At 41.9% G+C, this 23630-nt stretch carries 13 protein-coding genes; 6 read left to right on the top strand and 7 right to left on the bottom strand.

The window, feature by feature from the left end; translation table 11 throughout:
* Positions 1–367: 367 nt before the first annotated feature.
* The 6 genes from QE417_RS06590 to QE417_RS06565 all read left to right on the top strand — a co-directional run bounded on the left by QE417_RS06590 (position 368) and on the right by QE417_RS06565 (position 8934).
* Positions 368–1300, top strand: a complete 933-nt coding sequence (locus tag QE417_RS06590; RefSeq protein ID WP_311948560.1) for a hypothetical protein — start codon at positions 368–370, stop codon at positions 1298–1300.
* 532 nt (positions 1301–1832) lie between these two features.
* Complete coding sequence (locus QE417_RS06585; RefSeq protein WP_311948558.1) at positions 1833–1985, top strand: hypothetical protein; 153 nt, start codon at positions 1833–1835, stop codon at positions 1983–1985.
* A gap of 251 nt (positions 1986–2236) precedes the next feature.
* Positions 2237–5491 carry a DEAD/DEAH box helicase gene (locus tag QE417_RS06580; RefSeq protein WP_311948556.1) on the top strand — a complete coding sequence of 1085 codons (3255 nt, stop codon included), beginning with the start codon at positions 2237–2239 and terminating at the stop codon, positions 5489–5491.
* A gap of 432 nt (positions 5492–5923) precedes the next feature.
* Positions 5924–6514 carry a Crp/Fnr family transcriptional regulator gene (locus tag QE417_RS06575; RefSeq protein WP_311948554.1) on the top strand — a complete coding sequence of 197 codons (591 nt, stop codon included), beginning with the start codon at positions 5924–5926 and terminating at the stop codon, positions 6512–6514.
* 135 nt (positions 6515–6649) lie between these two features.
* Positions 6650–7810, top strand: coding sequence for an MFS transporter (locus QE417_RS06570; RefSeq protein ID WP_311948552.1), 1161 nt, complete (start codon positions 6650–6652; stop codon positions 7808–7810).
* 8 nt (positions 7811–7818) lie between these two features.
* The gene (locus tag QE417_RS06565) at positions 7819–8934 is read left to right on the top strand and encodes an FAD binding domain-containing protein (protein ID WP_311948550.1); all 1116 of its coding nucleotides are present in this window, start codon (positions 7819–7821) and stop codon (positions 8932–8934) included.
* Between the two features lie 362 nt (positions 8935–9296).
* On the opposite strand, the gene QE417_RS06560 is transcribed toward QE417_RS06565, so the two are convergent.
* From QE417_RS06560 to QE417_RS06530, 7 genes are all read right to left on the bottom strand, one after another.
* On the bottom strand, positions 9297–11561 hold the full coding sequence (locus tag QE417_RS06560; RefSeq protein ID WP_311948548.1) for a S9 family peptidase: 2265 nt from the start codon (positions 11559–11561) through the stop codon (positions 9297–9299).
* Positions 11548–12657: a thioredoxin family protein gene (locus QE417_RS06555; RefSeq protein ID WP_311948546.1), complete on the bottom strand. Its 1110-nt coding sequence runs from the start codon at positions 12655–12657 to the stop codon at positions 11548–11550. Before QE417_RS06555 ends, QE417_RS06560 begins: the two co-directional genes overlap by 14 nt.
* Before the next feature lies 1 nt (position 12658).
* The gene (locus QE417_RS06550) at positions 12659–14995 is read right to left on the bottom strand and encodes a DUF5117 and DUF5118 domain-containing protein (protein ID WP_311948544.1); all 2337 of its coding nucleotides are present in this window, start codon (positions 14993–14995) and stop codon (positions 12659–12661) included.
* 34 nt (positions 14996–15029) lie between these two features.
* Complete coding sequence (locus QE417_RS06545) at positions 15030–17480, bottom strand: zinc-dependent metalloprotease (RefSeq protein ID WP_311948543.1); 2451 nt, start codon at positions 17478–17480, stop codon at positions 15030–15032.
* A 65-nt stretch (positions 17481–17545) separates the two neighbouring features.
* Complete coding sequence (locus QE417_RS06540; RefSeq protein ID WP_311948541.1) at positions 17546–18469, bottom strand: putative zinc-binding metallopeptidase; 924 nt, start codon at positions 18467–18469, stop codon at positions 17546–17548.
* A gap of 23 nt (positions 18470–18492) precedes the next feature.
* Positions 18493–20001: a RagB/SusD family nutrient uptake outer membrane protein gene (locus QE417_RS06535; RefSeq protein ID WP_311948539.1), complete on the bottom strand. Its 1509-nt coding sequence runs from the start codon at positions 19999–20001 to the stop codon at positions 18493–18495.
* A 2-nt stretch (positions 20002–20003) separates the two neighbouring features.
* Entirely contained in the window at positions 20004–23606 is a 3603-nt protein-coding gene (locus QE417_RS06530; protein ID WP_311948537.1) for a SusC/RagA family TonB-linked outer membrane protein, read from the bottom strand.
* Positions 23607–23630: the final 24 nt, after the last annotated feature.

Raw genomic sequence — 23630 nt, 5'->3', positions numbered from 1 at the left:
GTATAGGGCATGACAGTGCCATGAAAATGGCGAAAAAAAATTCAAACATTTTTTTAAAAATTAATGGTTAATGATGCTGCCATTCCATCGGGACTATCCCGCGGATTGCAGATTAATTTTTGGGAAGTGAGCGTTTGGAATTGGGAGCTTTTGACTGCTTCCCAAGCCGGTTTCCGGCTCCCGCATCCTTGCGCTGTTTAAATCAATTTCGTGCACTGCCTGACCGGCCGACCAGGGTTGTTGTTGATTGTGAAGCAAATGTAGTATGGGTAAAAACCTTGATGCCAGAGTGTTCCGAAGATTCCCTTGATTCCGGCATTATTCCGAAAACTCCTGAAAGTTTCCGGAAATAGTTTATTTTAGGTCGATGTATTCCGAGAATTTCAGATTATATAAAGAGAAGGTTGTAGCTGCTTTTCTCGAGAAGAGCGCACAAGCCAATGCGTCCTGGCTTGTCGATTTAAATAGAAGAAAGATCCGTGATTATTGCGTTGAACGCATCGAGAGGGGAGTAGAGCCGGATGATCATCGGGCCATTAGCGATTATTTGAAAATGAAAGCTGGTGACCGGGAATATTTGACTGCGGTCAATGCCACGGATGCTGATTACTTTCAGGCGCTTTATCAATTTTTAAAAGAGCCATCCAGAAATCCGGCTTCAGCAATTGTAGAATTGGTAAGTTGGTTAGTGGATTTTCAAGACAGGCCTTTTGCTAAGTATCTGGCAAACCAGCATACTCAGCCTGTTGAAGCAAAAGAGGATGTTATAAGGGATCAGGAAAATGAGAGGCAAAGCGACCATGCGGGTAAAGAGGAGCAAGAGACTGTAATATCCACCCGATCAGGTATACCAACGAATGAGGTTAATATTCGTCCACTGGTGTCAAATACATCTGGCACGGGTGTCCAAGGGGATAAACCTAAAAGTGTGATCACTAGACAATGGTACATAGGAATCGCTATGATCTTGCTCTTAGGGGTCATTTATTGGCGTTATACCCACATTAATGAATGTATGTATTGGGACAACTATCATTATGTGGCGACTTCCTGCAACGTTCCGCGGCCAGATACACCGCTTATCGCGCTTGACGAAGCCAGATTGAAACACTTTACTCGAATTGAACGTATCGACACTATTACTAAAAATTCCGTGGGTAAGCTTTGGTGGGTGAGTATTGATGGGCAAATTGAAATTTATACTTCGGGTGGCACGCATCCTTTATATCCCAATAAAACGCTTAAAAAGGTCACGGACTATGTTGTTAACGTCCTCGATAACCGCAAGTCAAAAAAATAAATGGTTGTGTTACGGTAAACCGTATTTATATCCTCAGATAAAATTTAATTTTGAGAAACTTGCTGATTCTGAATGAAGTCGGAGATTTATTAAAGTTATTGATCCTAGATTGTTATGAAGCCGTATTTGCTGTTTGTTGTGTTCTTAATGCACAGCCAGGCCAAACCAAAAGACATCGTATATTATTGCGATAGTCCCAACGCAAAAAAATATCATCTGAAAAATGATTGTCACGGCTTAAGCCGTTGTACTCATCGTATCGTTGACATTACATTGAGTGATGCCAAAAAGAAAAAACTTGAACTCTGTAAATTTGAAAAGTAATCCGCACCTCATTCTGGCAGATTTAAACGATTTCTATACTTTACCTTATTGAGGCACGCAAACGCGATCAATCAACTCGGTGATTACTCCAATAAAAGTCTTCCATAAGTTCAACCTCGATTCTTTTCAATATTTAAAATAGCTGTTATACGGATTTCCGTAATATAACGCATGAAGAAATATGTTCCTTTGGAAAAACATCAACAACATGAACATATCAATTCAAGCGATCAAACCTGGACCAAAGCGTGATAATCAAGACGGTACTCCTGATAAGAGACAGCGGGTAGATCCACCAACTGCCCCCAAACACCCTGCGTTAAAACCGCATGTGCATAAACCTGGTGAAAAAAAACGTTAATTGCAAAGGTACAAGTTGTCAAAACTTGTGCCTTCCTGACTGAGTAATTAAATAATCAGCTTGAGCAATTAGGCTTTTTGGATAATTTGTGATGCTCTAAAGTATGTAAGTAACCTTCAATATCAACCGGAGGGCCAAGATGTGATATGATAGTAGTATTGCAGGTCGTAATATTTATAGGCATTCCAAAAGGTATTTTGTTAAATTCATACTCAATAAAAAAATATCCTAAACTAACTTAAGTATATCTAATGACCATACAAATTCCTGCGCTGGTAAAGACTATTTATAAGGAGATCGGTAGTAAAAACGAAATCATTCAGATGGTAGCTCCATCTCAGAACATCAATTTGAGTGTTAAAAGCACGGCTACGAACCATGCAGTTATTGAATTTGGATCAGAAGAAATTCATCTTACCAGCAAATTGGATTCAATTCCTGAAAATTGCGATTATGGCATTCTGACAAATGTTATTCCGAAAAAATCGAGGTTAGAAAACGCTACTATTCAATTTAAAAATTGGATTAGACATCCCCAGTTGAAAGATCATAGCCCAACTGATGTTATTGGATCTTGGAAAAATGGGTTCTCATATAAGGAGGAAGATATTGAAAGCGGAGAGCCGGGATTACGAGCGCCTCAGCTTTCTGCTTTGCATAATTTGATGGGGCATCTTAGGATGCCGATGGAGAGTGGTACCGTGGTTATGCCAACTGGTACTGGTAAAACAGAAACTATGCTGTCGGCATTGGTGGCTTTTAAATGCGAGCGATTACTGGTCACTGTTCCATCTGATTCATTAAGGGAGCAGATAGCTTCTAAATTCATATCGCTCGGCTTATTGAAGAAATTTGGAGTTGTTAGTGAAGATAGCCTGTATCCAATAGTCGGGGTAATCAAAAATCGCTTTAAAACTAGCGCAGAAATGACTGAATTTTTGCAACGCTGTAATGTAGTAGTAACCACTATGGCTTGGTTAACAGCTCAATCCATCGATGATCAAAAGCAGATTGCTGAACTATTTAGCCAAGTATTTATTGACGAGGCACACCATGTGAAGGCACATACCTGGGATGCATTTCGAAAGCATTTTCCGGACATAAAAGTTGTTCAATTTACAGCAACACCGTTCCGAAATGATGGCCAGCGGCTAGATGGTAAAATCATATCAAATTTTCCTTTGAAATTGGCCCAGCAACAAGGTTATTATAAGAAAATCAAATTTATAGCGGTTCGCGAATATGACGGTGATAAAGCGGATCAGCAAATAGCTCACCTAGCGGTTAAACGACTTCGTGAAGATCATCAGAATGGCTTTAACCATATATTGATGGCCCGCTGTGCCACCAAAACGCGAGCAGAAAAAATATTTAAGCTCTATGAAGGTGAAGCAGACCTGAAGCCCGTGGTTATCTACTCCGGTTCCCCAAATTTTGCAGCGGTCTATGAACAAATCCTTAAAAAGGAAGCTAAAATAATCGTCTGTGTAGATATGTTGGGCGAAGGATTTGACCTGCCGGAACTTAAAGTCGCTGCTTTCCATGACATTCGTCGTAGCTTGCCTATTACGCTACAGTTTGCTGGCCGCTTTACGCGTACCAAATACGATGAAGAATTGGGGGAAGCGTCGTTCATCGCTAATATAGCAGATTTAAATGTGAGGGCAGAATTAGAAGAGCTCTATGCAGAAGATGCTGACTGGAATGAAATACTTTCCGACACAAGCTATGAACGCATCAATGAACAGGTCGAATTCAAAGATTTCATGGAAGGTTTTCAAAATCTGAGCGAGCTCAATATTCCCTTTCAAAACATTGTGGCCAAACTTAGTACAGTAGCCTATAAAAATAAAACCGAAGGGTGGTTCCCTTCAAACTTCCATACGGGTATCAAAGGGTTTGAAGAGTTTGATTTCAAATTCCACAAACTGAATGAAAAGGAAAAAGTACTGGTTATTATTACCGGCCGACAACAGCCGGTAGAGTGGATCAAACACAAAGATTTCTATAATGTACAGTGGGACATGATCGTTATCTTTTGGGATACCAAAACCAATTTGTTATTTATTAACAGCTCAGATAACGGCAGCCTGTATGACGGATTGGCCAAGGCGATCATTGGAGATAATGCTGAAATGGTCAGAGGCATCAATGTATTCCGATCCTTTTACAATATTAAGCGGGTTAAATTGCAGAATGTCGGTTTGCGACAGTTCTTGGGCAAAAATATACGGTTCCGGATGATGGTCGGCAGTGATGTCGGCGAAGCCCTATCTTTAGCAGAAAAAGAACGTGGCGAAAAGGCTTTTGTGATGGGGAATGGTTATGAGGCGGGAGAGGCGGTGAATGTTGGTGCATCCTATAAAGGTCGCATTTGGACAAAACTGAAAGGCGATCTGAAGTCGTACCGCGACTGGTGCAAAGCGATGGGGAAAAAATTAATTGATGAAACGATTGATCCTAACCAAATCCTAAAAGAAACGTTGATTCCTGAACTGGTGACTGAAGTGCCTAACCGGTTTCCCGTCTGGATCGACTGGGATGTGGATATGTACATGGAAACGGAAACTAAGTATCGATTTTATATTAATGGTTTTCGGTATGATTTGTCATCCATTGAGTTGTGCCTGACTGAACCTAAAGCAGGAGGACCACTGAAGTTCTCTTTATCAGCAGAGGATCGAAAGGCGACGTTCGAAATGCAGTTGTTCAAAACCAAATCAGGGGATGATGAATATGCCGATTTTAAAATAATAAAGCTCACGCCGGAAGATGTTACCGTGGAATTTGGCACCCAAAATATTCCTGCAGATGCTTTCTTCTCCAAATACATCCCAACGATCTGGTTTGCGGACGGGTCTGCACTTACTGGTAATGAATTTGTTGAACTGAAACAGCAAATCGGTCTGTTTGCCAAAGCGGATATTCTTACTTGGGATTGGACAGGCGTAAACCTGGCCAACGAGTCTCAGCATGTGCATCCGTTGAAAACCGATTCTATTCAATACAAAGTTATACAGGAACTGAAGGCTCAGCATTATGAATTTGTTTATGATGATGATTATTCCGGAGAGATAGCTGATGTGATTGCCATCAAACAGGAGACTGATAAAATTCAGATCAAGCTTTATCACCTGAAGTATGCAGCTGGAGGTAATACCAGCAACCAGATCACTAACTTCTATGAAGTTTGCGGACAGGCACAAAAGTCCATTCACTGGAAGCACAAGGGGGGGAAAGATTTCGTTGGTCACTTACTCAGACGAGAAACAAAGACGAGGAATGGGGCTACCCGGAGCCGCTTGGAAAAGGGAAGTAAGGCAGACCTAGCCAAGCTTGAAAGCGTTATGAAAAATGAGATTCCGGTTGAGTTTGAAATCTACGTTGTGCAGCCCGCACTTTCTAAAGCTGCTGTGTCTGATGATATATTAACTTTACTTGGGGTTACGCAAACGTTCGTCAAAGAATTTGCTGATATTAATTTGAAGGTAATTGGAAGTGCCTAATTAGTTTATCAGCTTAAAAAAACCGTCTGTAAAAAATACCAACGTTCTTTTTATTAAGCAATAAAGTGCATATTCTTTCTTGATTACGTTGGGTATATTGTACGAATATGGTTCGTTCCAATGATAAGATTTCACGACGGTGATTTTGGCTGGATCTTATATACTGATATTACGAACAGTGATGTTTTTGTCAATACTATCCTGCAAGTTCCGGAAGCGGTTTTGATGTTGCCACACAGCGGTGCTCTGATTTATTGGAAGGGTCTTCGAATAAGGGAATTGACGTTGAGAATTAAGATTGTGGAGTATGCCTAAGTCCGAATATGGGTCAAGTCAAGATTCACGACTACTTTAAACTTGTTATACGTTCAGAGTCGAACTTATGATTATCTTGCTACATCATTTAATTATTCAAAGGCTTAGGCGGTTCACATGGCAGAATTCCATTTACTTGCAACACATATTCGCAAACGCATCAGTATTACCGATGATGAGTTAAATGAGTTCTGCCAAAGCTTTAAACTGGTTAAAGTCAAGAAGCGACAGTTTATCGTACAACCCGAATTTGTCGCGAAATACCGATTTTATGTGGTTCAGGGTAGTTTCAGAGCTTATGTAATTGGCGATGAGGGTCAAGAACACACCATTCAGTTCGCCATAGACGATTGGTGGATCTCCGATTATAACAGTTATATTTTTCAGCGGCCTGCCTCGATGTTCGTGATGGCTCTGGAGGACAGCGTAGTGCTACAAGTAAGTTATGAAGCAGAACAAGAACTTAAAAAGCGTAAGCATATATACGAAACCTTCTTCCGCATGTTAGCCGAAAATACTGCCGCTCATATGGCGCGCAGGGTTATTGTTAACCTAACCAAAACGGCCGAGCAACGCTATGAACTTTTTTTGGAGCGCTATCCTGCCATCGTAAGTAAAGTGCCGCAATATGCCCTGGCATCTTTTCTCGGCATGACTACCGAGTATCTTTCCAAGCTCCGCAATAAGCGGGTATCGCGTGAAAGTTAATATAGTTCAACATTTTTTGTTGATCCAGTTCGCCCTTATTTCCTAAACCAGTTCATTGGTGTAAAGCACTCGTTGTTGCCAACTTTGTATTGTCCGGTCAGGATAAACAAAGCAATATAATAACAACGAATAACAATGAAATCTTTAACACAAACCCAGGTTTTAATTATGGCAGCTACCGCAGGGATTGCCGTAGCGAATGTTTATTATAGCCAACCTATATTGCATGCGATTGCACAACAATTTCATATCAGCGCCGAAAAGGCGGGAACCATATCTGTACTATCTCAAATTGGCTACGGCGTTGGTTTGTTTTTTTTGACGCCGATAGGGGATATGATCGAACGAAAGAAACTGATTCTCTATCTTCAGATAGGTTTGATCTTGTCCTTATTACTGGTTGCTTATTCGCCTACACTTACCATACTGTACGCCGGAAGCCTTTTAATAGGTGTATTTTCGGTTGTGGCGCAGGTTATCTTGCCTATGGCGGCCAGCCTGGTTAAAGAGAACCGTGGCAAAATAGTAGGGCAAATCTTCACAGGCATATTGGTCGGCATATTGGTGGCCCGGGTTTACAGCGGTTTTATTACAGGATGGCTGGGCTGGCAGTATGTGTACTTGATCTCGGCTGCTATGGTATTTTGCACCTCCATACTCATGCAGGTTGATTTCCCATCAACAAGCGAACGTTTTACCGGTACTTACGGCGGCCTGCTCAAATCAACAATTGCCCAGTTACGCAGATTTTCACTGCTGCGCCGTAGTGCGTTAACCGGCATGCTTGCTTTTGGTACACTCAGTGCTTTTTGGGTAACCCTTACTTTTTATCTGAGTGATGCACCGTTTAATTACTCCGCATCGCATATTGGATTGTTTGGATTACTTGCCGCAGCAGGGGCTTTGATAGCACCCATTTTTGGTAAACTGGCTGACAATGGCACACCTCGCAGGTCTTTACTATTTGCCACTGGCCTGACATTAGTAAGTATCCTTATGTTAATACTGTTTCCAGGTACTATTGCTGCAATCTGGATCACCGTTATTCTGCTCGACATTGGTGTTCAGGCCACCCAGGTTACCAACATCGCCGTTATTTATACATTGGATCATCTGGCTAACAGCCGCATTAACACCGTTTACATGACGAGCTATTTTATCGGCGGCGCTTTGGGCTCCTTTATCGCTATCCAGCTATATAATGCAGGCGGCTGGGGCTGGTCAACCTCTTTTATGGCGCTGTTAGCAGTTGCAGCAATTGTAAACGTGGTTACAGGCAAATCTATATCTAAATAATTAGCAAAATGAATATCATTATAATAGGGGGTTCCATCGGCGGACTGTGTGCAGGTATCGCACTGCAAGAAAAAGGACATCAGGTAACCATTTATGAACGCTCTCCGGGCGATATGAAAGATCGGGGTGCCGGGTTGGTAATTCAGCCCGATCTGATGGATTACCTGATAGAAAAAGGCATAGCGCCACGGGAGGTATTTGGTGTACCGGCCACGCAACGGCAGGTACTGGATGATAACGGTAATACAGCAATGATCTATCCTAATGATACCATTTTTACATCCTGGAATTATCTATGGCGCAGGTTAAAAGATTTCTTTCCATCAGCTAATTATTTTACCGGTTTCGAACTTAACAGTGTTACCGATAATGGCGGCAGCGTGACGGCTATATTTAAAAACGGCGAAGAAAGAACTGCCGATTTGCTGATCGGGGCCGATGGGTTTAACTCGGTGGTGAGAGAATATGTAGCTCCTAAAATTCAACCGCTATATGCCGGCTATGTTGCTTACCGTGGATTGATTCCCGAGAGTAAGTTAACTAAGCAAGAGGTGGCTTTCTTCGGCGACAAGTTTTCTATCTATCCTTATGATAACTCGCACCTGTTATGCTACCTGGTTCCGGGCCCTAATGGTGAATTAGCTGAGGGTAAACGATTATACAACTGGGTTTGGTATCAAAATAAAACACAGGAGGAATTAGACCATTTATTAACAGATAAAAATAGGCATAAACGTGATTTTACAGTTCCGGCCGGTTACTTAAGTAAGGCAAGTCAGGAAGACCTGGACCGAACTGCTTATGAACAACTGCCGCCGGTGTTGCGAAATCGCGTGCTGCAAACAGCACAGCCATTTGTACAGGTAATTTTGGATATGGCCGTGCCGAAAATGTATAAGGGCAATGTAGCTGTGTTGGGAGATGCCGCAAGCCTGGTTAGGCCTCATACCGCTTCCGGAACGGCGAAGGCTTACCGTGATGCGATTACATTAGCTATGAGCATAGAAGAACGCCGGGATATACAAACAGCACTGGGTTTTTGGAATGAGGAGCAACTTCATCATGCAAGAGCATTGGCTATACACGGCCGGCAGTTGGCTGCACGCAGTGGTTTGGGGATTTAATCGTAAGCGAGGAGCCTGCCAACATAAGCACGATGATAGTGCATGAGTTTCACATACCATAAAGTCAGCATTCAACCAATGTAAAAATGCATAAAGAGTAACATAAAAAGCTTATATTCGTAATAGATTTTCAATAGAAATTGAATCAACTATGATACGGGTGAGTCATTCGTGTAGTCGAAAGCCTCAGTTGTTTCTATCACGTTAATAAACAAATAGTTGTGTGGTAGGGTTCGAATCCCTCCCTCACCGCTGGAATACAACTAAATAAAAAAAGCCTTTAAATCATATGATTTAAAGGCTTTTTTTATTTGTGGGGTTGCTCCAAATATTTGAGTGGCTTAGCTTGGCACTTATTATTTTTAATCCTCCATCAAATACTTAGCAAAGTAAGCTCTTAAACGCTTTTGAAAGTAGGCTTTGGCCTGTCCTTCATAAGTATGGTTTTGCCCCGGAAGCACTAATAAATCAAAGTCCTTATCTGCTTTTATCAATGCATCAACCATGCGGTAAGTATTGGCAGGGTTCACGTTCTCGTCTACCTCTCCGGTTACCAGCATGAGGTGACCGTTAAGATTTTTAGCCAAATCCTGGTTCAATGGCATTTTAATATCAAACCCTTGATAGGTTTCGCCCCACGCACGGTGATAAATACGGTTGTCATGATTGCCTGATGAGGCAACTCCAACTTTATAAAAATCAGGATATTTACACATGGCGGCAACAGTCATCATACCGCCGCCCGAGTGCCCGAACATGCCCACCTTACTCATATCCATATAAGCGTATTTGCGGCCTAATTGCTCCAAAGCATATTTATCATCGTCAATGGCATAATCGCGCAAATTGCCATGTCCGTATTTATAATAAGCGGCATTACGCAACGGCGAACCACCCCGATGGCCAACACAAACAACGATGAAACCCATTTGAGCCAATGAAGTGTTGTTGTACTTATCGAGCACGGTAAAATCAGGCCAAACCGTCTCAATTTGAGGGCCGGGATATACCTGCGATATAACAGGGTACTTTTTATTCGGGTCGAAGTTAAACGGCTTCCACATTAAGCCGTAGAGGTCGGTAACACCATCCTTTGCTTTAACTGTAAATGGTTCGGGGTGTTTCCAGCCATACGCATATAAAGCACTTGCATTGGTTTTGTAAACTTCGGCAACCTCCTTACCCTCTGTAGTGCGAAGCTTGGTTACTGGTGGTACATCAATGCTCGAATAGCTATCTATCAAAAACTTTTTATCAGGCGAAATAAATACGCTATGCGTAGCATTTTCAGGCGTTAATAGGTGCTCATTCTTGCCATTCAAGTCAACTTTATATACATACGCATAGTACGGATTAACATTTGGTTGTTTACCATAAGCATACAGGTAAGCACAGCTTTTAACGGTATCAATACCTATAATTTTACCGGCTGTAAAATCACCTTTGGTAATGCGGTTGAGTAATTCGCCTTTTGAATTGTAACGATAATATTGACCCCAACCGCTTCTATCGCTCCACCATAAAATTTCTTTTCCGGCTTTAATAATAGATACATTGAACATATCCTCATTTATAAACGGCTTGCTGGTTTCATGAATAATCGTTCGAACAATGCCATTATTAAGGTTTACGGCGCATAGCTCCATTTCGTCCCGGGTACGTTTTCGGCGCAATACGTACAAGTCTTCATTACTATTGGGTGCCGGTATTACTTCCAATTGCTGATCGGGCCAACGGTCAAGTGCTATTTTTTTTAATGTACGCGTTTGGGTATCGCCAATAAAAAGTTCATACTGTGCTACAAATTTATCGCCCGGAAGTTCTTCTTTATAAGTAGATACCAATGGCCTGGGCATAAAGCCCGAATTGATCACAGCTAAGGTTTGAACTTTTCGCCTGTCGGTACGTAAGGCATAAAAATATCTGGCATTAATCCATTTGGCTATGGATGGTACGCTCTTGTCTTTGTTGTATTCGCCTTTTTCATCAACACAAAAAGAATAATAGGGCTCAGCATCAACAGTTAACTGTAACTCATTAGCCTTGCTTCCGGCATTGGCCAGGTAAAGATTATGTGCACGGGTGTAAACCTCGTACCGGCCGTCTGGTGAAGCCCCAACCATTGGATAGTTAATCCGTTGGCTTAAATAGGGGCGTGGGGTTAGCTCTTTTGTTACATAGTTATAATTGTAAGTTTTAGTGCCGTATTTAACCAAAACGGTTTGTTCGTCTTTCGAAAAATCCGGCTGATAAGCTATTTGTTGTTCGTTAAAACTGCCGGGCGCTACTTTTTTCAAAGCATTTGCAATGGCCACCTTATCAAATAACTCGCTCCTGGAACCGGTTTTTAAATCAACTACATAATATGTTCTTAGCCTGCGCTCGTCACCGGTGTTGCTTTCTATATCTAAGCCTGCAACTGGAGATATTGCTTCCTCTGCCAAAAACCAAAACCGGTTTGTTTTCTTCAAAAAGAAAGGTATAATTTTAAGTGTACCTACTTTTTTAGCCAGGTTTGGAGCATCATACTTTTGGGCAGCACTGTAATCGGCTTTTTGCGCAAACAGTGAAAAATAACTGCAAGCACATATTAAGAGTGTCGCAATACCTATATTAGTTAGCCGCATATCTTTTTTTTATGTCTTTAAATAAGCTTACCAAAAATGGATTGCTCGATGTTTTGGCAATCTCATCAGATAGTGCTGTTATTTGCGGGAAATTATAACCCTTTATTGATCGGCCAAAGGTTACATAGTCGAAAAGAACATGACGGTTTTCTTCGGTAAAACTCCCGAGATTGGCTAAAAAGAGCTTGGTTACTTCAGGTTCATTCTTTTCGGCAGCAGCCATGGCAATATCCATCATAACCAATAGCTGAGCTTTATCTGGTACCTTTGTTTTTTTGATCTGCGATTTGTATAGCTCAAAGGTTTGTTTGTCATAAGGCTTTACTTTAAAGTAGAAACCGTTAAGCGTCCATGAAGCTATTTGGCGGTATACCGATGATATTTTGCGGTCAACGGTGTCTTTAGTATTTTGGGCTGCAAAATCTTGCCAATGCTCAACCATATACTTAAAATTCGGACTAAACAAATCTGAAAGGTACATGGTATACCTGTTCTGCCCAAACAGGAACCAGTTTTCGGGGCTTGCCTTTTCTTTAGGGCTTAGTATCGCCATCAGTTCATTATTGATTTGTTTGGCTTTCGAAATTTCCATCACCTTAATTTTGTGTTTGATGTATTCTCTTAAAAATGCCGGAGAACGATCGCCACTTTCGTAACGGGCATTTAATTGAGCCTCATCGCTTTTGGTAGAAGCGCCTTTACGGGCATGACCTAAAAACTCACTGGCCGACATGCCGCCTACAAACTTATTTTTAATCTTACCGTCGCTGTTTAAAATCAGGTAAGATGGATAAGCCTCAACAACATATTTCTTTCTTAATGCAGGGCCTTCGCCCTTTTCCATATCAATTTTTACATTAATAAAATTTGTGTTGTAGAAATTGGCCACACTATCTATCGTAAACACATTCTTCTCCATGTGCTTGCACGGAATGCACCATGTGGTAAAGCAATCCACAAAAACTGGTTTATTTGCTGCCTTGGCTTTTGTTAATGCTTCCTCAAGCGATAGTTTTTCAAAGTGAATTTCACTGTTCTGTGCTTTTGTTACCAGGGTGGTTAAAAGTACTATGCCTATCATGAATATCTTTTTCATATTACTTATTAGATTGTTCGTTATTGATCATCATTTTCATTAGCTGATAATGCTCTTTGGTCATTTTGTCCTTATGCAGTTTGGCCGCGCTATTAATGTTTGCGCTCAATGCTTCCAGGTTATTGCTTATTACTACGTTTACTTCATTAAGGCCGCTTGCAATCTTGTTTTTAGCTGCCAGGGTTAATAAGGTTCTGGTGAGCGTGGCCTGTACATTACGTTGATAGCTGGTTAACGCGATGTTGGGATTAAAATCAAGGAAAACGCAGCGATTGATCTGCCCGAATAAATCCTTTGTTGTAAACACATTCTTTTCTCCCGAATTTTCGGCTTCCAACAAATTTCTGATCATATCTACGCTCACTAACGCATTTACAACCTTTACAGCCGTTTTGGTGATCAAAGTTTCGGTATTAGAACCATCCATTGATTGCGCCCTGTCATTACGGGTCCAGGCGGGTACGCCTTTAAACACATTTTGATTCAGAAAATCAAACGTAGCCAACTGCCTTGCTTTAGGCACATATGTAAATGGCACATCGTTGTAGCCCTTCATTACAGTGTAGCGTTGTTTACCGCCAATATTGGGCAACACACTAACCACATACTCATCGTACGACATAATAAAATTGGCAGCAAGCAGCATGTAAGTGTCCCAACTATCATCCTTCATTTTAGCAGCTAACCCATTTAGTTTTGGATAAAATGTAATGAGATTATTTATACCTGTTTGTGCGGCTTCTATATTTTGTGATGATAGATCATTGGCCTGTGCGAGCGGGCTATTTTTATCTTCGGTTGAAAAATAGTATACCGGATTTACTTTGCCATTTTTAGCAAGAGTTGCATTTTGTGGTTCGGCATTAAACCTGCGGTAAGCCCAGTTGACCGCCAAATGATCGTACGCACCCACCGATGGGATGAACAACTTACTGTCTTTTTGCTTGCCAGGGTTAATGAGATAATTAAACTCCAGCTCATCACTTACCGATGAGGTAAAACCATGTTGCATTACAAACTTAGCATCACTTATTTGCTGTGTGCTATAAGCAGCGCTTGCGGCACAGTTAGGCAGCATGCCCAACACTGCTGCCATGGCCTGAGCAACCTTAAACTTCAGTATATCTTTACGAACCTGTGGCGAATTGGAGTCTTTTTGAATACGCTCGTCATATTGACCGCATTGTATAAAGTATTTTTGCATCAAACCATCAATCACTATATCTGATATAGTCATTTTAGCGGTTTTAATTTCTCCGGTGCGTGGGTCGTCAATAAGGTCGACCGCAACTTTTGGCGCAACACCGCCCCAGGCAATTACTAAACTTCCCTCTTCCATTTTAGGGTCGGCGTCGGCGTTTTGAGGCATTATTTTAAGCACGTTTTTAAATCCGGCTGTTTCAAAGCACTTATTCCACGCTAACACTCCATCCTTAACCGCAGGTACTAAATATGCAGGTATTGATGGATGCAGATAAACTTGTATTGGCTGCTGTGGCTCAACTACTGCACCTGCTTTGTACCTTGTAACATCTTCGGGCTTAACGTCAATATTCCATTTTTTGATGATGTTCACTTTTTTTGCGGCATAGCCGGTAGCCCCAAAATCGGTAAACGAACGCGTGTCAAAACCAATACGGCGGTCACTTACCTTTACAGGCATCGATGTTGGGTTTAGCAACTGCAGCAATAAGCCCAATTGAAAAGTTGATGCTACATCGGTTTGCTTGCCGTTGTAGTCTCTACCCGCACCAGTTTGCGACCGGAATACGTTAAAATACATGCCGTTATGTATAGGCTTAACACTTTCTACGCCCGAACGTAAAGGATCGGGGCTGGCGATCTGGTTATAGTTTTTGAACGAAAACAATTCACCGCCATCGGTAAGTTGCTTGGTAATATCAATAATGTAACTACCGGGCTCTTTGCCTTGTGCTTCAATTTTAAAGGTGTAATTGATGGGTTCGAGGGTTGAGTTGCTCAGTACATCGGCCATAGGTGTTTTTGCCGGTGCCTGCTCGCTATAGTTGCTGCGCGTTACATACAAGTTGTCGCCCTGGCCTTTAACAAATCTTAATATGCCCGACGATTTTGATATAATGGCACTACCGTAATGAACATCGCCCACCACCAATATGTCTTTTTGTAACTGGCCCGGACCTATTTGCAGGAAGTATTTATCATCCTGCTGGTATACAGGAAACAGCCCCTGCACCACCTGCATTTTATCTTTATAAAATTTATCGAAGCTTTGTGCCCCGGTTGTTTTTGCCTGTTGCCCAACAGCTGTATAAAGAAAGCCGGAGGTTAACAGTGCTATGATGAATAGTTTTTTCACGTTAATATTCTGAATAATTTTAGACGATGGTTAATTAAATGGTAGGTTTATTGCCTTCCCACTGGCTTATCATGGATGTAATGGCTTTGATGTGGTTTATTGTAGCATCATCTGTTTTATTTTTGAGCGATGCATTGCAGGCCTGCTTAATTTTTTCGGCTTGCTGTTTTAATATAATGGCTACATCGTTTTCGTAGGTAGGAGGATTATAAATCGAACTCAGCAACTTGTTAACATAGGTGCGTTGCAGCATACGCCTGTAGCTTGATATAGGCTTATTGTCGTTGAGGTCAAGAAATATCCCGTTATATATATCATCAAAATATTCGGCAGCAGTGTAAGCTTGATAGCCTTGAATGCGTTCATTACGGGATATGGCCGAGAATTTGAAAAATATCCTTGCCATAAAAACTTCATAATCTCCCTCTACCTGGCCGGCAAAAACAAACCGAGTTTTATTGGTAATATTTTGAGGAAACATCCACGAAGGCTCCTGGAAAAAATATTTGTTTAAAAAGTCCATGGCCTCCTTGTGTGTTTGGCGGCTTACAGGTATGTAATTAGGTTTACCTTCGGCTATTAAAGCTTGGTCGGCATAGTGGCCGCCAATGTTTTTTAATACATGCCCCAGGTATTCATTATAACGGCTTGCTACGGCGGTATGCATTTTTTTCAACATGGTGTAATTCTCATCATCATCTTTTTCCAGCCAGCTTTCCAGATTGCTCATAATGAGCTTTAAATTATTGATGCCAAGCGCTGCCGCCTTCATGGCATTATTGCCCATGTCTTCAGATTGAACTCTCGGGTCATAAAAATCACCCTCAGGAAAGTAAAATAACCGTGAATCTTTACGTTTTTCAGATACCCATTGCTTTAGTTTTTCAGCTTCGTCGGCAGGGGTTTTGTATTGTGGCAAGTACTTGTATCCCCATTCAATGGCGTAATCATCATAAACGCCAATTTGAGGCAGTAACTCATCGGCAGTAAACCCGTCTTCGGGCTGGGCTACGTAATTAAACCTCAGGTAATCCATTATCGATGCTCCAAATCCATTTTTTGCAACGTAAGAGCGTTTGCGCACGCTATCCACATCGTACGAATGGCTTCCGGCAAAATCATGCCTGAGGCCAAGGGTGTGGCCAACTTCATGGGTGATTACCGTTTGCGCCAAACGGCCCATAATATCTTGAGATAGCGGCAGCTTACGGGCACGAGGGTCATTAGTTGAACACATTACAAAATACCAGCGCTGTAATAAATCGGTAATGTTATGAAACACGGCCACATGTGAACTCAATATTTCACCAGAGCGCGGATCGACCACCATAGGGCCGTAAGCATTAGCCGTGGTTGACGGCTTGTAAGATATTACCGAATAATTGGCATTATCCATCGAGAACTCAGGATCTTGTGTTGAATCCGGCTCCATTTTGGCCGTAATGGCATTTTTAAAACCAATTTTCTCAAAGGATTTTTGCCAAGCGTTTACTCCCGCAATAAAATAAGGTTGCAGATAGGCGGGCGTATTTTTATCTACATAAAACACAATGGGTTTGGCAGGTTCAACCAGTTCACCGCGGTTGTATTTTTTAATATCTGCAGTTTTGGGTTCAAGCTTCCACCTGGCGGTTAAAATTATATCATCGGCCTTGCTGGGGTCTTGAGTGTAATCTTTAATTGCCCGGGTAAAAAAGCCCACGCGCTTATCGGCTATACGCTGGCGCATAGGTTTTGCTGGCAGTAAATACCAGCTGGCACCTACCTCCCAGGCTGTTGGACCGTTTACCTGCTTATCTGCTTCCTCAGCCTGCTGTGGTTCGCCCGGGGCTAATGAAGCCGGCTTTTGCGCCGCTACTCCAGGGCCGTAAGCACGCGTGGAACGAAATACAAGGTTATTTTTATAACTCGAAACGCTTAGCGGGGACGATAAATTGGCCTGGTATGCACCCAATCCAAGTTCTTCTTTGGCACCGCTTAACGATAACAAAGGCATATCAGAATTTAGTGCTGTAGTAACATCAATCAGTAATGCATCTTTGCTTTGTGCCACCGGCGTAAAAGATAATATTATAGGCACTGCCTTATTTTGCAGCGTGGCATAATAACTGCTTTTTGCGCCGGGTGCATTATAAAATTGCGGCTGCTCCATATTAATACCGCCACGTTTATTTTTGCTAAACCTGAAAATGGTTTCGTGCACCACATCACCCGCAAAGCCGTAACGCCTGCGCGGATCACGTGCTAACTGGGCCGAACCACGGTTAATTACGATCATGGCCAGTATGTCCCGTTTCAGTAATGAGTCGGGGACTTCGAGGTAATATTTGGCATCCTGCACATAAACATTAAATACACCGGCATGCCTGGTTGCAGCCGGCTTTATAAACGAGCCGATGGCCGGAAGTGGAGTTGCTGTTTGGGCGTACATGGTTGTACAAAAGCATACCTGTGCCAGAAGCAACAACTTTATAAGTAGTTTCATTAGTTTGATTTTATGCATAGCTCACCAAATGATGAGCTATGCGTTGTTTAAGTTCTTTGGGCAGGTTAAAAACCTTTGGCTTTATTACCTATTTTTTGAAGATCAACCTGGTAAGTATTAATGAAGTAGTTTCGTACAATATTGTAACGCTTTCTTATAAGACCGTTAACATCCTTGGCGGGATTAAGAACTCCTGACGGGCTATTGATGGTATTTGAAACTAAACGATTCAGATCAGCTTCAGATAAAGTTACCATTGCCATTATGTAGGCATTCCAATCGTTATTAACATTGGCCGATGTGTAGCTGGCTACTATACCTTTAGCGTAAGCCGCAGCCGCTGTGCCGTTTGAGGTGGTATAATCGGCACTATTAACAAATTCGGGTATTGGTTTTATTAATGCCCGTTCATTAATGTTTTGAAAAAAAACCTGGTTTATCCGCGCTAAAAATGTCAGTTTTTCAGCCGCTGTCATTTGGCTGATAGAAGCATCGCCATAATTAACAGTAATGTTATCATAACTATAGTAAGCAGGAATTTTTTTTACCGTTTTTGATGCGGCAATAGTAGTTGATACCGAATCCACTTTGCTACACAACAGCAACTTTATGGGTAAAAATTGTTTTAAAAAGCTGCTTGGGTAAAGGCTGAATAAGCTTTTATCTAATAGATCAAGTTGCAAGGCAACATAATCAGTATTAGATGGCACAACATCCACACCTGTACTCCAAAAACCGTTTATGCCAACAGCTGGTTTTTTAAAGCTGGTTGGCGTCCAATATGCATCACGGTCATTAAATTTATATAACACAAAGGTGCCGTAATTATCAAAATATCCTTTAATAGTTTGATCAAAAGCATTATTACCCTGTGGTAAATGATAGGTAACATCAATGTTTGAAGGAGTAAGTGCTTCCTCCTTTTTTGAGCATGCGTTAATGCCAGTACAGATAACCAGCGCCAACAATATATTGATATAATTTTTCATGAAATCAATTTTCAAAACGTGAGTTATCTTGGATTTTGTATAAGCCCGGTATTGTTGTTCATAGCATTAGCGGGTATTGGCAGTGTGAACAGCGGGGCGTTAGGAGCCAGCGTGTAAGTAGCTGTAACATTATCGGTGCCGGTAAATACGTGTGTTACGCCTAAACCCCAACGCTTCAGGTCAACAAAGCGATGCCCGTCTTCTAAACATAATTCACGCCTGCGCTCATCCTGGCAAAATTTATATAGGTCCTGCGCGGCAGTAATATTAACCGGCACGTAGGGTGTATTGCGCGTATCGAAACGGCTTTGCCGTAAGGTGTTCAGATCTGCCAGTGCCGCCTGCCTGTCACCGGCATTACCCGTAGCCAAAAACCTGCGTGCGTAAGCTTCGGCACGGTTAAGATAAAGTTCGGCAACCCTCAATCCTTTAGTGCCATATTGTGCATTAATGGTGTTTTTTGCCGTACGATATGTTAACCTGCTGCCGTTTACGGTAAATGATTGAAAGTAGAACTGGAAGCGTAGATCACCATAGTTTGACGTATTTGTACCCTTATCATACTGCGCGATCAGATCTGCCGATACGGAAAACGGAGGCAATGCCCTGCTATCTATCTCCGGAACTAAAATTGGCGAATGTGTGCCACCGTAAACCCAAAGCACTTCGGGGCTTGTTGAATTGTAAATACCGTTGGCTGCAATAGAATTGTTAGCGCCTACCCAGCTTGACAAAGCTGTTAAAGTTGACCGGTTTTGCAAAGCCTGGCCGGCACGCTGTATGGCTTTGCCCCAGTCGGTATCTAAACCCCGATAGAGGTAAAAACGAGATAACAGGCCATTGGCTACATCACTGTTAACACGAAATGCGTTAGGCTGTACAAAGTTATTTCGTAAAAGATCTTCAGCAGCTATCAGGTCCTTTTCAATTTGATCATATACTTCTTTCAGCGTATTTCTTTTCAAGCCACCGTCTTTAACCTCGCTGCTTAATACCAGCGGTACGCCAAGGCTGGTTTCGGGGTTTACGCCCGGAGCAATATATGATTGGCCATAAAGCGTAACTAATTTAAGGTAGTAGTACGCTCTTAAAAAAAGGCACTGACCTAAAACAGCATTTTTATCGGTCACAGTTCCAGATACTTTATCAACATAATCGATCAGCACGTTACAACCTTTTATTTTTAAGTACATTTTGGTATACACGTCTGCCGACTCCGGCGTGGTGGCCAAACCATCAAACATGGTAGGGTTAAAGGTGTACATGAGTGTATTAGCTTGTAACGCTCCCAGGTAAGTGGCAACCGGCGATCCGTTTACATTTACCAACGGATTATTCTGCACATCATCTGCAAGCACGTCAAAGGTTTCCATAGAGACAGTGTATGGGTAGGCGTCGCCATACATCAGCGAGTTCAAATCATTAATTGTTCCAGGACGCATTTCATCCTGGCTATACTCCTCTAAAAATTTTTTGCACGAAAATGTCAGCGTCGATATTAACAGAAGGGTATATATGTATAATTTTTTCATGTTTAAAAGCTTAAGTTCATGCTAAACGTGTACGTTCTCGTTCTTGGCTGTCCGCCGGTCGCTACTTCGGGGTCAATACCTCTGAAGTCGCTGCTGTTAATAGCAAATGGATTACTTACGCCACCACCTATCGCTAAATTTTTACATCTCAATTTCTTAACAACTTCGGCAGGCAAAGAGTAGCTTACGTTGATGTTGTTGCAGCGAAGGCTTGATGCACTTACCACCCTGTCGGTGCTATAGTTATAAAAGTTATAAGCATTTCTATTCCCTCGTGCATCTCCATTTGGCAGATTAATGTTGGGCAAAGTTCCGTTAGGTAAAGCAGGAACGGTTGCATTAGGGTTTGATGGTGTCCATCTGTCTAATATCAAACGCGACAGGTTTTCGTATTCGGTTGGCAAACCGCTGTTGGTAGCAGCATAATTGTACAACGGTGCTAAAAAGCGTTTGCCACCTAACTGCAGATAAAATGAACTACTGAAGGTCAACATTTTATATCTGAAATTCATGCCCAGGCCTGAAGTAAAATCAGGATCTAATTTACCCACGTATTGCATAAACGAGGTTGGGTCTTTAGGATCGCTGCCCGGAGCAGTACTTAGGTCAAAAGTAGGTTCGCCATTTGCCGGATTAATACCTGTATACCTGAATGCATAAAACCCGGAAACCGGTTGACCAACGGAATTAAGCTGCCCTGATGCTGCTGTTTGCCAGCTTACCACCTGTGCGCCGGTTTTTGTGATACGGTTATTGTTTTTTGAAGTATTTAAATTTACCGACCAGGTAAAATTCTTTGTGCGTACTGGTACAAATCCGGCTGTTAATTCCCAGCCCGAGTTATTCATAGAGCCGCCATTAATGATCATTGAACTTACCCCGTACTCTACAGGTACCGAAAGGCTGGTGAGTAATTCGCGACCGCGTTTAGTGTAGTATTCAAATGAGCCGCTTATTTTATTTTGAAACAGGCTCCAATCCATACCAAAATTTAAGCTTAAATTCTGTTCCCAACGCAGGTTGCCATATGGTAGGCTGCGTACAGTTAATAACTGTTCCTGAGTAAACGACTCGGTTGAGTTTGCTGCTGCGCCCGTTGGAAGCTTAATAATCAGATCGGGGCTTACATTGGAAGCTATGTTACGCTGGTAGCCTAACGAGCTACGCAAGCTTAGCCCGCTCAACCAATTGCTGGTAGTAAACCATTTTTCGTTGGCAATATTCCAACGCAAACCACCTGCCCATACCGGGTTGAACTTTTCGTTGGTAAACTGGCCAAAACGGTTCGATCGATCATTTCTAACACTAAAATTCAACACATACCTGCTATCGTACGAGTAGCTTGAGGTAAGGTAAACCCCCATGGTGTTTACTCTTCTATCGGTAATTGTAGGTATAGATACCAATAAAGAGTTAACTGTTTTAGAAGAGGTGACCGTGAGCGGTAGTGTGGCAAAAGATTTGCCCCTGTCTCTTAAATAACCGTACGCGGTTGATTGAAACCCATCAAATTGAGAACTGTTGGCCTCAATACCTACCATAGCCGATACGTTGTGTTTTTGAGCAAAAGTTTGGCCGTATGATAAACTATTACGCCATCCCCAGGTGCGGTTAGTACTATTGAGTTGATTATATTCTCCGCCCACTGGCAACTTTGAGTTGCCATAAGCAGGATCGGACGGTTTTAGGCCATCATTAAAGCGGAAAGATTTTGCAATATATTCTGTTTTTTCGGTTGCGTAAGTATTGCCATTTGTAGCCGAAGCATTGTAACTGAACAATGTTTGAAAGCGGAATTTACTTGATAGCTGGTAGTTTACATCCATTACCGCGTTAGTGCTAAGCACATTATTCACGTTACCGGTTTCATCTCTCTCGTTTAAAAAGTTAAACAAGTAATTTGAATTAGTCCGGTAAAAACTTAGTTCACCGTTGCTGTCATAAGCGGCAATTGCACGGTTTGTTTTTGAAGCATAATCATACGGGCTAACCTGGTAAAAGCCGTTGGTAGTATTCTTTGATGCCGAAAGGCGTAACCCGAGCGTAAGATTTTTAAAAAGCTGGGTGGTCATTGACAGGTTTCCCGTAATGTTATTAATATCATTGCCTATAGCCGTCCCGTATGTTTTATTATATCCAAATGATGAGTAATACCTGGTATTGGCATTTCCGCCCGAAACACCCAGGTTGTGCGACATACTGAAGGGCTTACGGAACAACAATTTAAACCAATCGGTATTAACCGTTTCCATAGCGGCTACTTTGGCGTTAAATTCCGATTCGTTTATTGTTTTTAAATACAGGTACTCATTTAATGCACCCGCAAAACCAATATTATTGTTTACAAACGGAGATGTAAGTCCTCGCTCATAGATCTCTCTCGATACGGCCACCCGTTCTTTGGAGTTCATGAGGTTTAATTTATTGTAAGTTACTTTGTCAGTTACACTTAAATTGGTTGAATAATTAACAGATGGCGGACCAACCTGTCCTTTTTTTGTGGTGATCACAATTACACCGTTTGCCGCACGCACACCATAAATAGCTGTTGCCGATGCATCTTTAAGTACAGTAATATCTTGTATATCATTAGGGTTTAGCCAACGTATAGAGTTACCCACAAAATTGCGCAGGTAATCAAAGTTGTCAGAGTTAATACCACCCGAAGTATTTAGTTCCTGAGCTTTAAAAGGCAATGGGTCTTCCTGTATAATACCATCAACCACCCATATAGGTTCCTGGCTGCCAATAAGGGTCGATGTTCCGCGTACTCTCACGTTTTGTTTGGTGCCCACCATGCCGCTATTATTGGTTACCACCACACCGGCCAGTTTGCCTTGCAGGGCTTGTTCCAACGTGTTTATACCATTAAGATTAAGGTCTTTGGCTTGTATACTGGCTACCGAGCCTGCCACATCGCTGCGTTTAAGCACCTGGTAACCGGTAACCACAATTTCATTCATCTCTTTAACCGCTTTTTGTAAGGTTACGTCCATTACAGATAGGCCCATAACCGATACTTCTTTGGTTTCTAAGCCTACATAGCTAAATATCAACATGGCCTGCCCTTGGTCAATTACGTCAATGCGGTATTTACCTTCTTTATCGGTTACCGTTCTAACATTTAATTCTTTTGATACTACGGTTACGCCGGTTACAGGTTTATTATCTGCACTATTAACCTGGCCTGTAACCAAACGGTATTTAACAAGAGATGGTAAGCCTGTGGTTCTTGACTCCGATACGGGCTTAGCTTTAACAATAATGGTTTTATTCTTGATGGAGTAGGTTAAAGGCTGATCGCGAAAGCAGGCTGCCAGAGCAGTTTCTAAGGTTGCTGTTTGCAGGTTTACAGTTACCGGTCTGGCCTCATTCATTTGCGACGAGGTGTACACAAAGTCGTAACCAGTTTGCTTTCTTATTTCCTTAAATACATCAACCAGTTTGGCGTTGGTTTTAGAAATTGTAACAACCTGAGCTTTTGCTGCTCTGATCTGTAAGGCGAAAATACTGAGTAAAACAATAGTTAATCTTAGTATACGCCGCACAACTTGACCGGAAGAATAAGCGCACGGCTTACTTTCCAATAACATGGATTTTTGCATATCTTTGAAGAGGTTACCCACGCC

This window comes from Mucilaginibacter terrae, assembly GCF_031951985.1.
GTDB lineage: Bacteria > Bacteroidota > Bacteroidia > Sphingobacteriales > Sphingobacteriaceae > Mucilaginibacter > Mucilaginibacter terrae_A.
This window is presented reverse-complemented; position numbering and strand designations above follow the sequence as displayed.

Bases quoted from the DNA above. Each gene is read 5' to 3' on its own strand.
- QE417_RS06590 (WP_311948560.1), top strand. From the start codon at position 368: ATGTATTCCGAGAATTTCAGATTATATAAAGAGAAGGTTGTAGCTGCT.
- QE417_RS06585 (WP_311948558.1), top strand. From the start codon at position 1,833: ATGAACATATCAATTCAAGCGATCAAACCTGGACCAAAGCGTGATAAT.
- QE417_RS06580 (WP_311948556.1), top strand. From the start codon at position 2,237: ATGACCATACAAATTCCTGCGCTGGTAAAGACTATTTATAAGGAGATC.
- QE417_RS06575 (WP_311948554.1), top strand. From the start codon at position 5,924: ATGGCAGAATTCCATTTACTTGCAACACATATTCGCAAACGCATCAGT.
- QE417_RS06570 (WP_311948552.1), top strand. From the start codon at position 6,650: ATGAAATCTTTAACACAAACCCAGGTTTTAATTATGGCAGCTACCGCA.
- QE417_RS06565 (WP_311948550.1), top strand. From the start codon at position 7,819: ATGAATATCATTATAATAGGGGGTTCCATCGGCGGACTGTGTGCAGGT.
- QE417_RS06560 (WP_311948548.1), bottom strand. From the start codon at position 11,561: ATGCGGCTAACTAATATAGGTATTGCGACACTCTTAATATGTGCTTGC.
- QE417_RS06555 (WP_311948546.1), bottom strand. From the start codon at position 12,657: ATGAAAAAGATATTCATGATAGGCATAGTACTTTTAACCACCCTGGTA.
- QE417_RS06545 (WP_311948543.1), bottom strand. From the start codon at position 17,480: ATGAAACTACTTATAAAGTTGTTGCTTCTGGCACAGGTATGCTTTTGT.
- QE417_RS06540 (WP_311948541.1), bottom strand. From the start codon at position 18,469: ATGAAAAATTATATCAATATATTGTTGGCGCTGGTTATCTGTACTGGC.
- QE417_RS06535 (WP_311948539.1), bottom strand. From the start codon at position 20,001: ATGAAAAAATTATACATATATACCCTTCTGTTAATATCGACGCTGACA.
- QE417_RS06530 (WP_311948537.1), bottom strand. From the start codon at position 23,606: ATGCAAAAATCCATGTTATTGGAAAGTAAGCCGTGCGCTTATTCTTCC.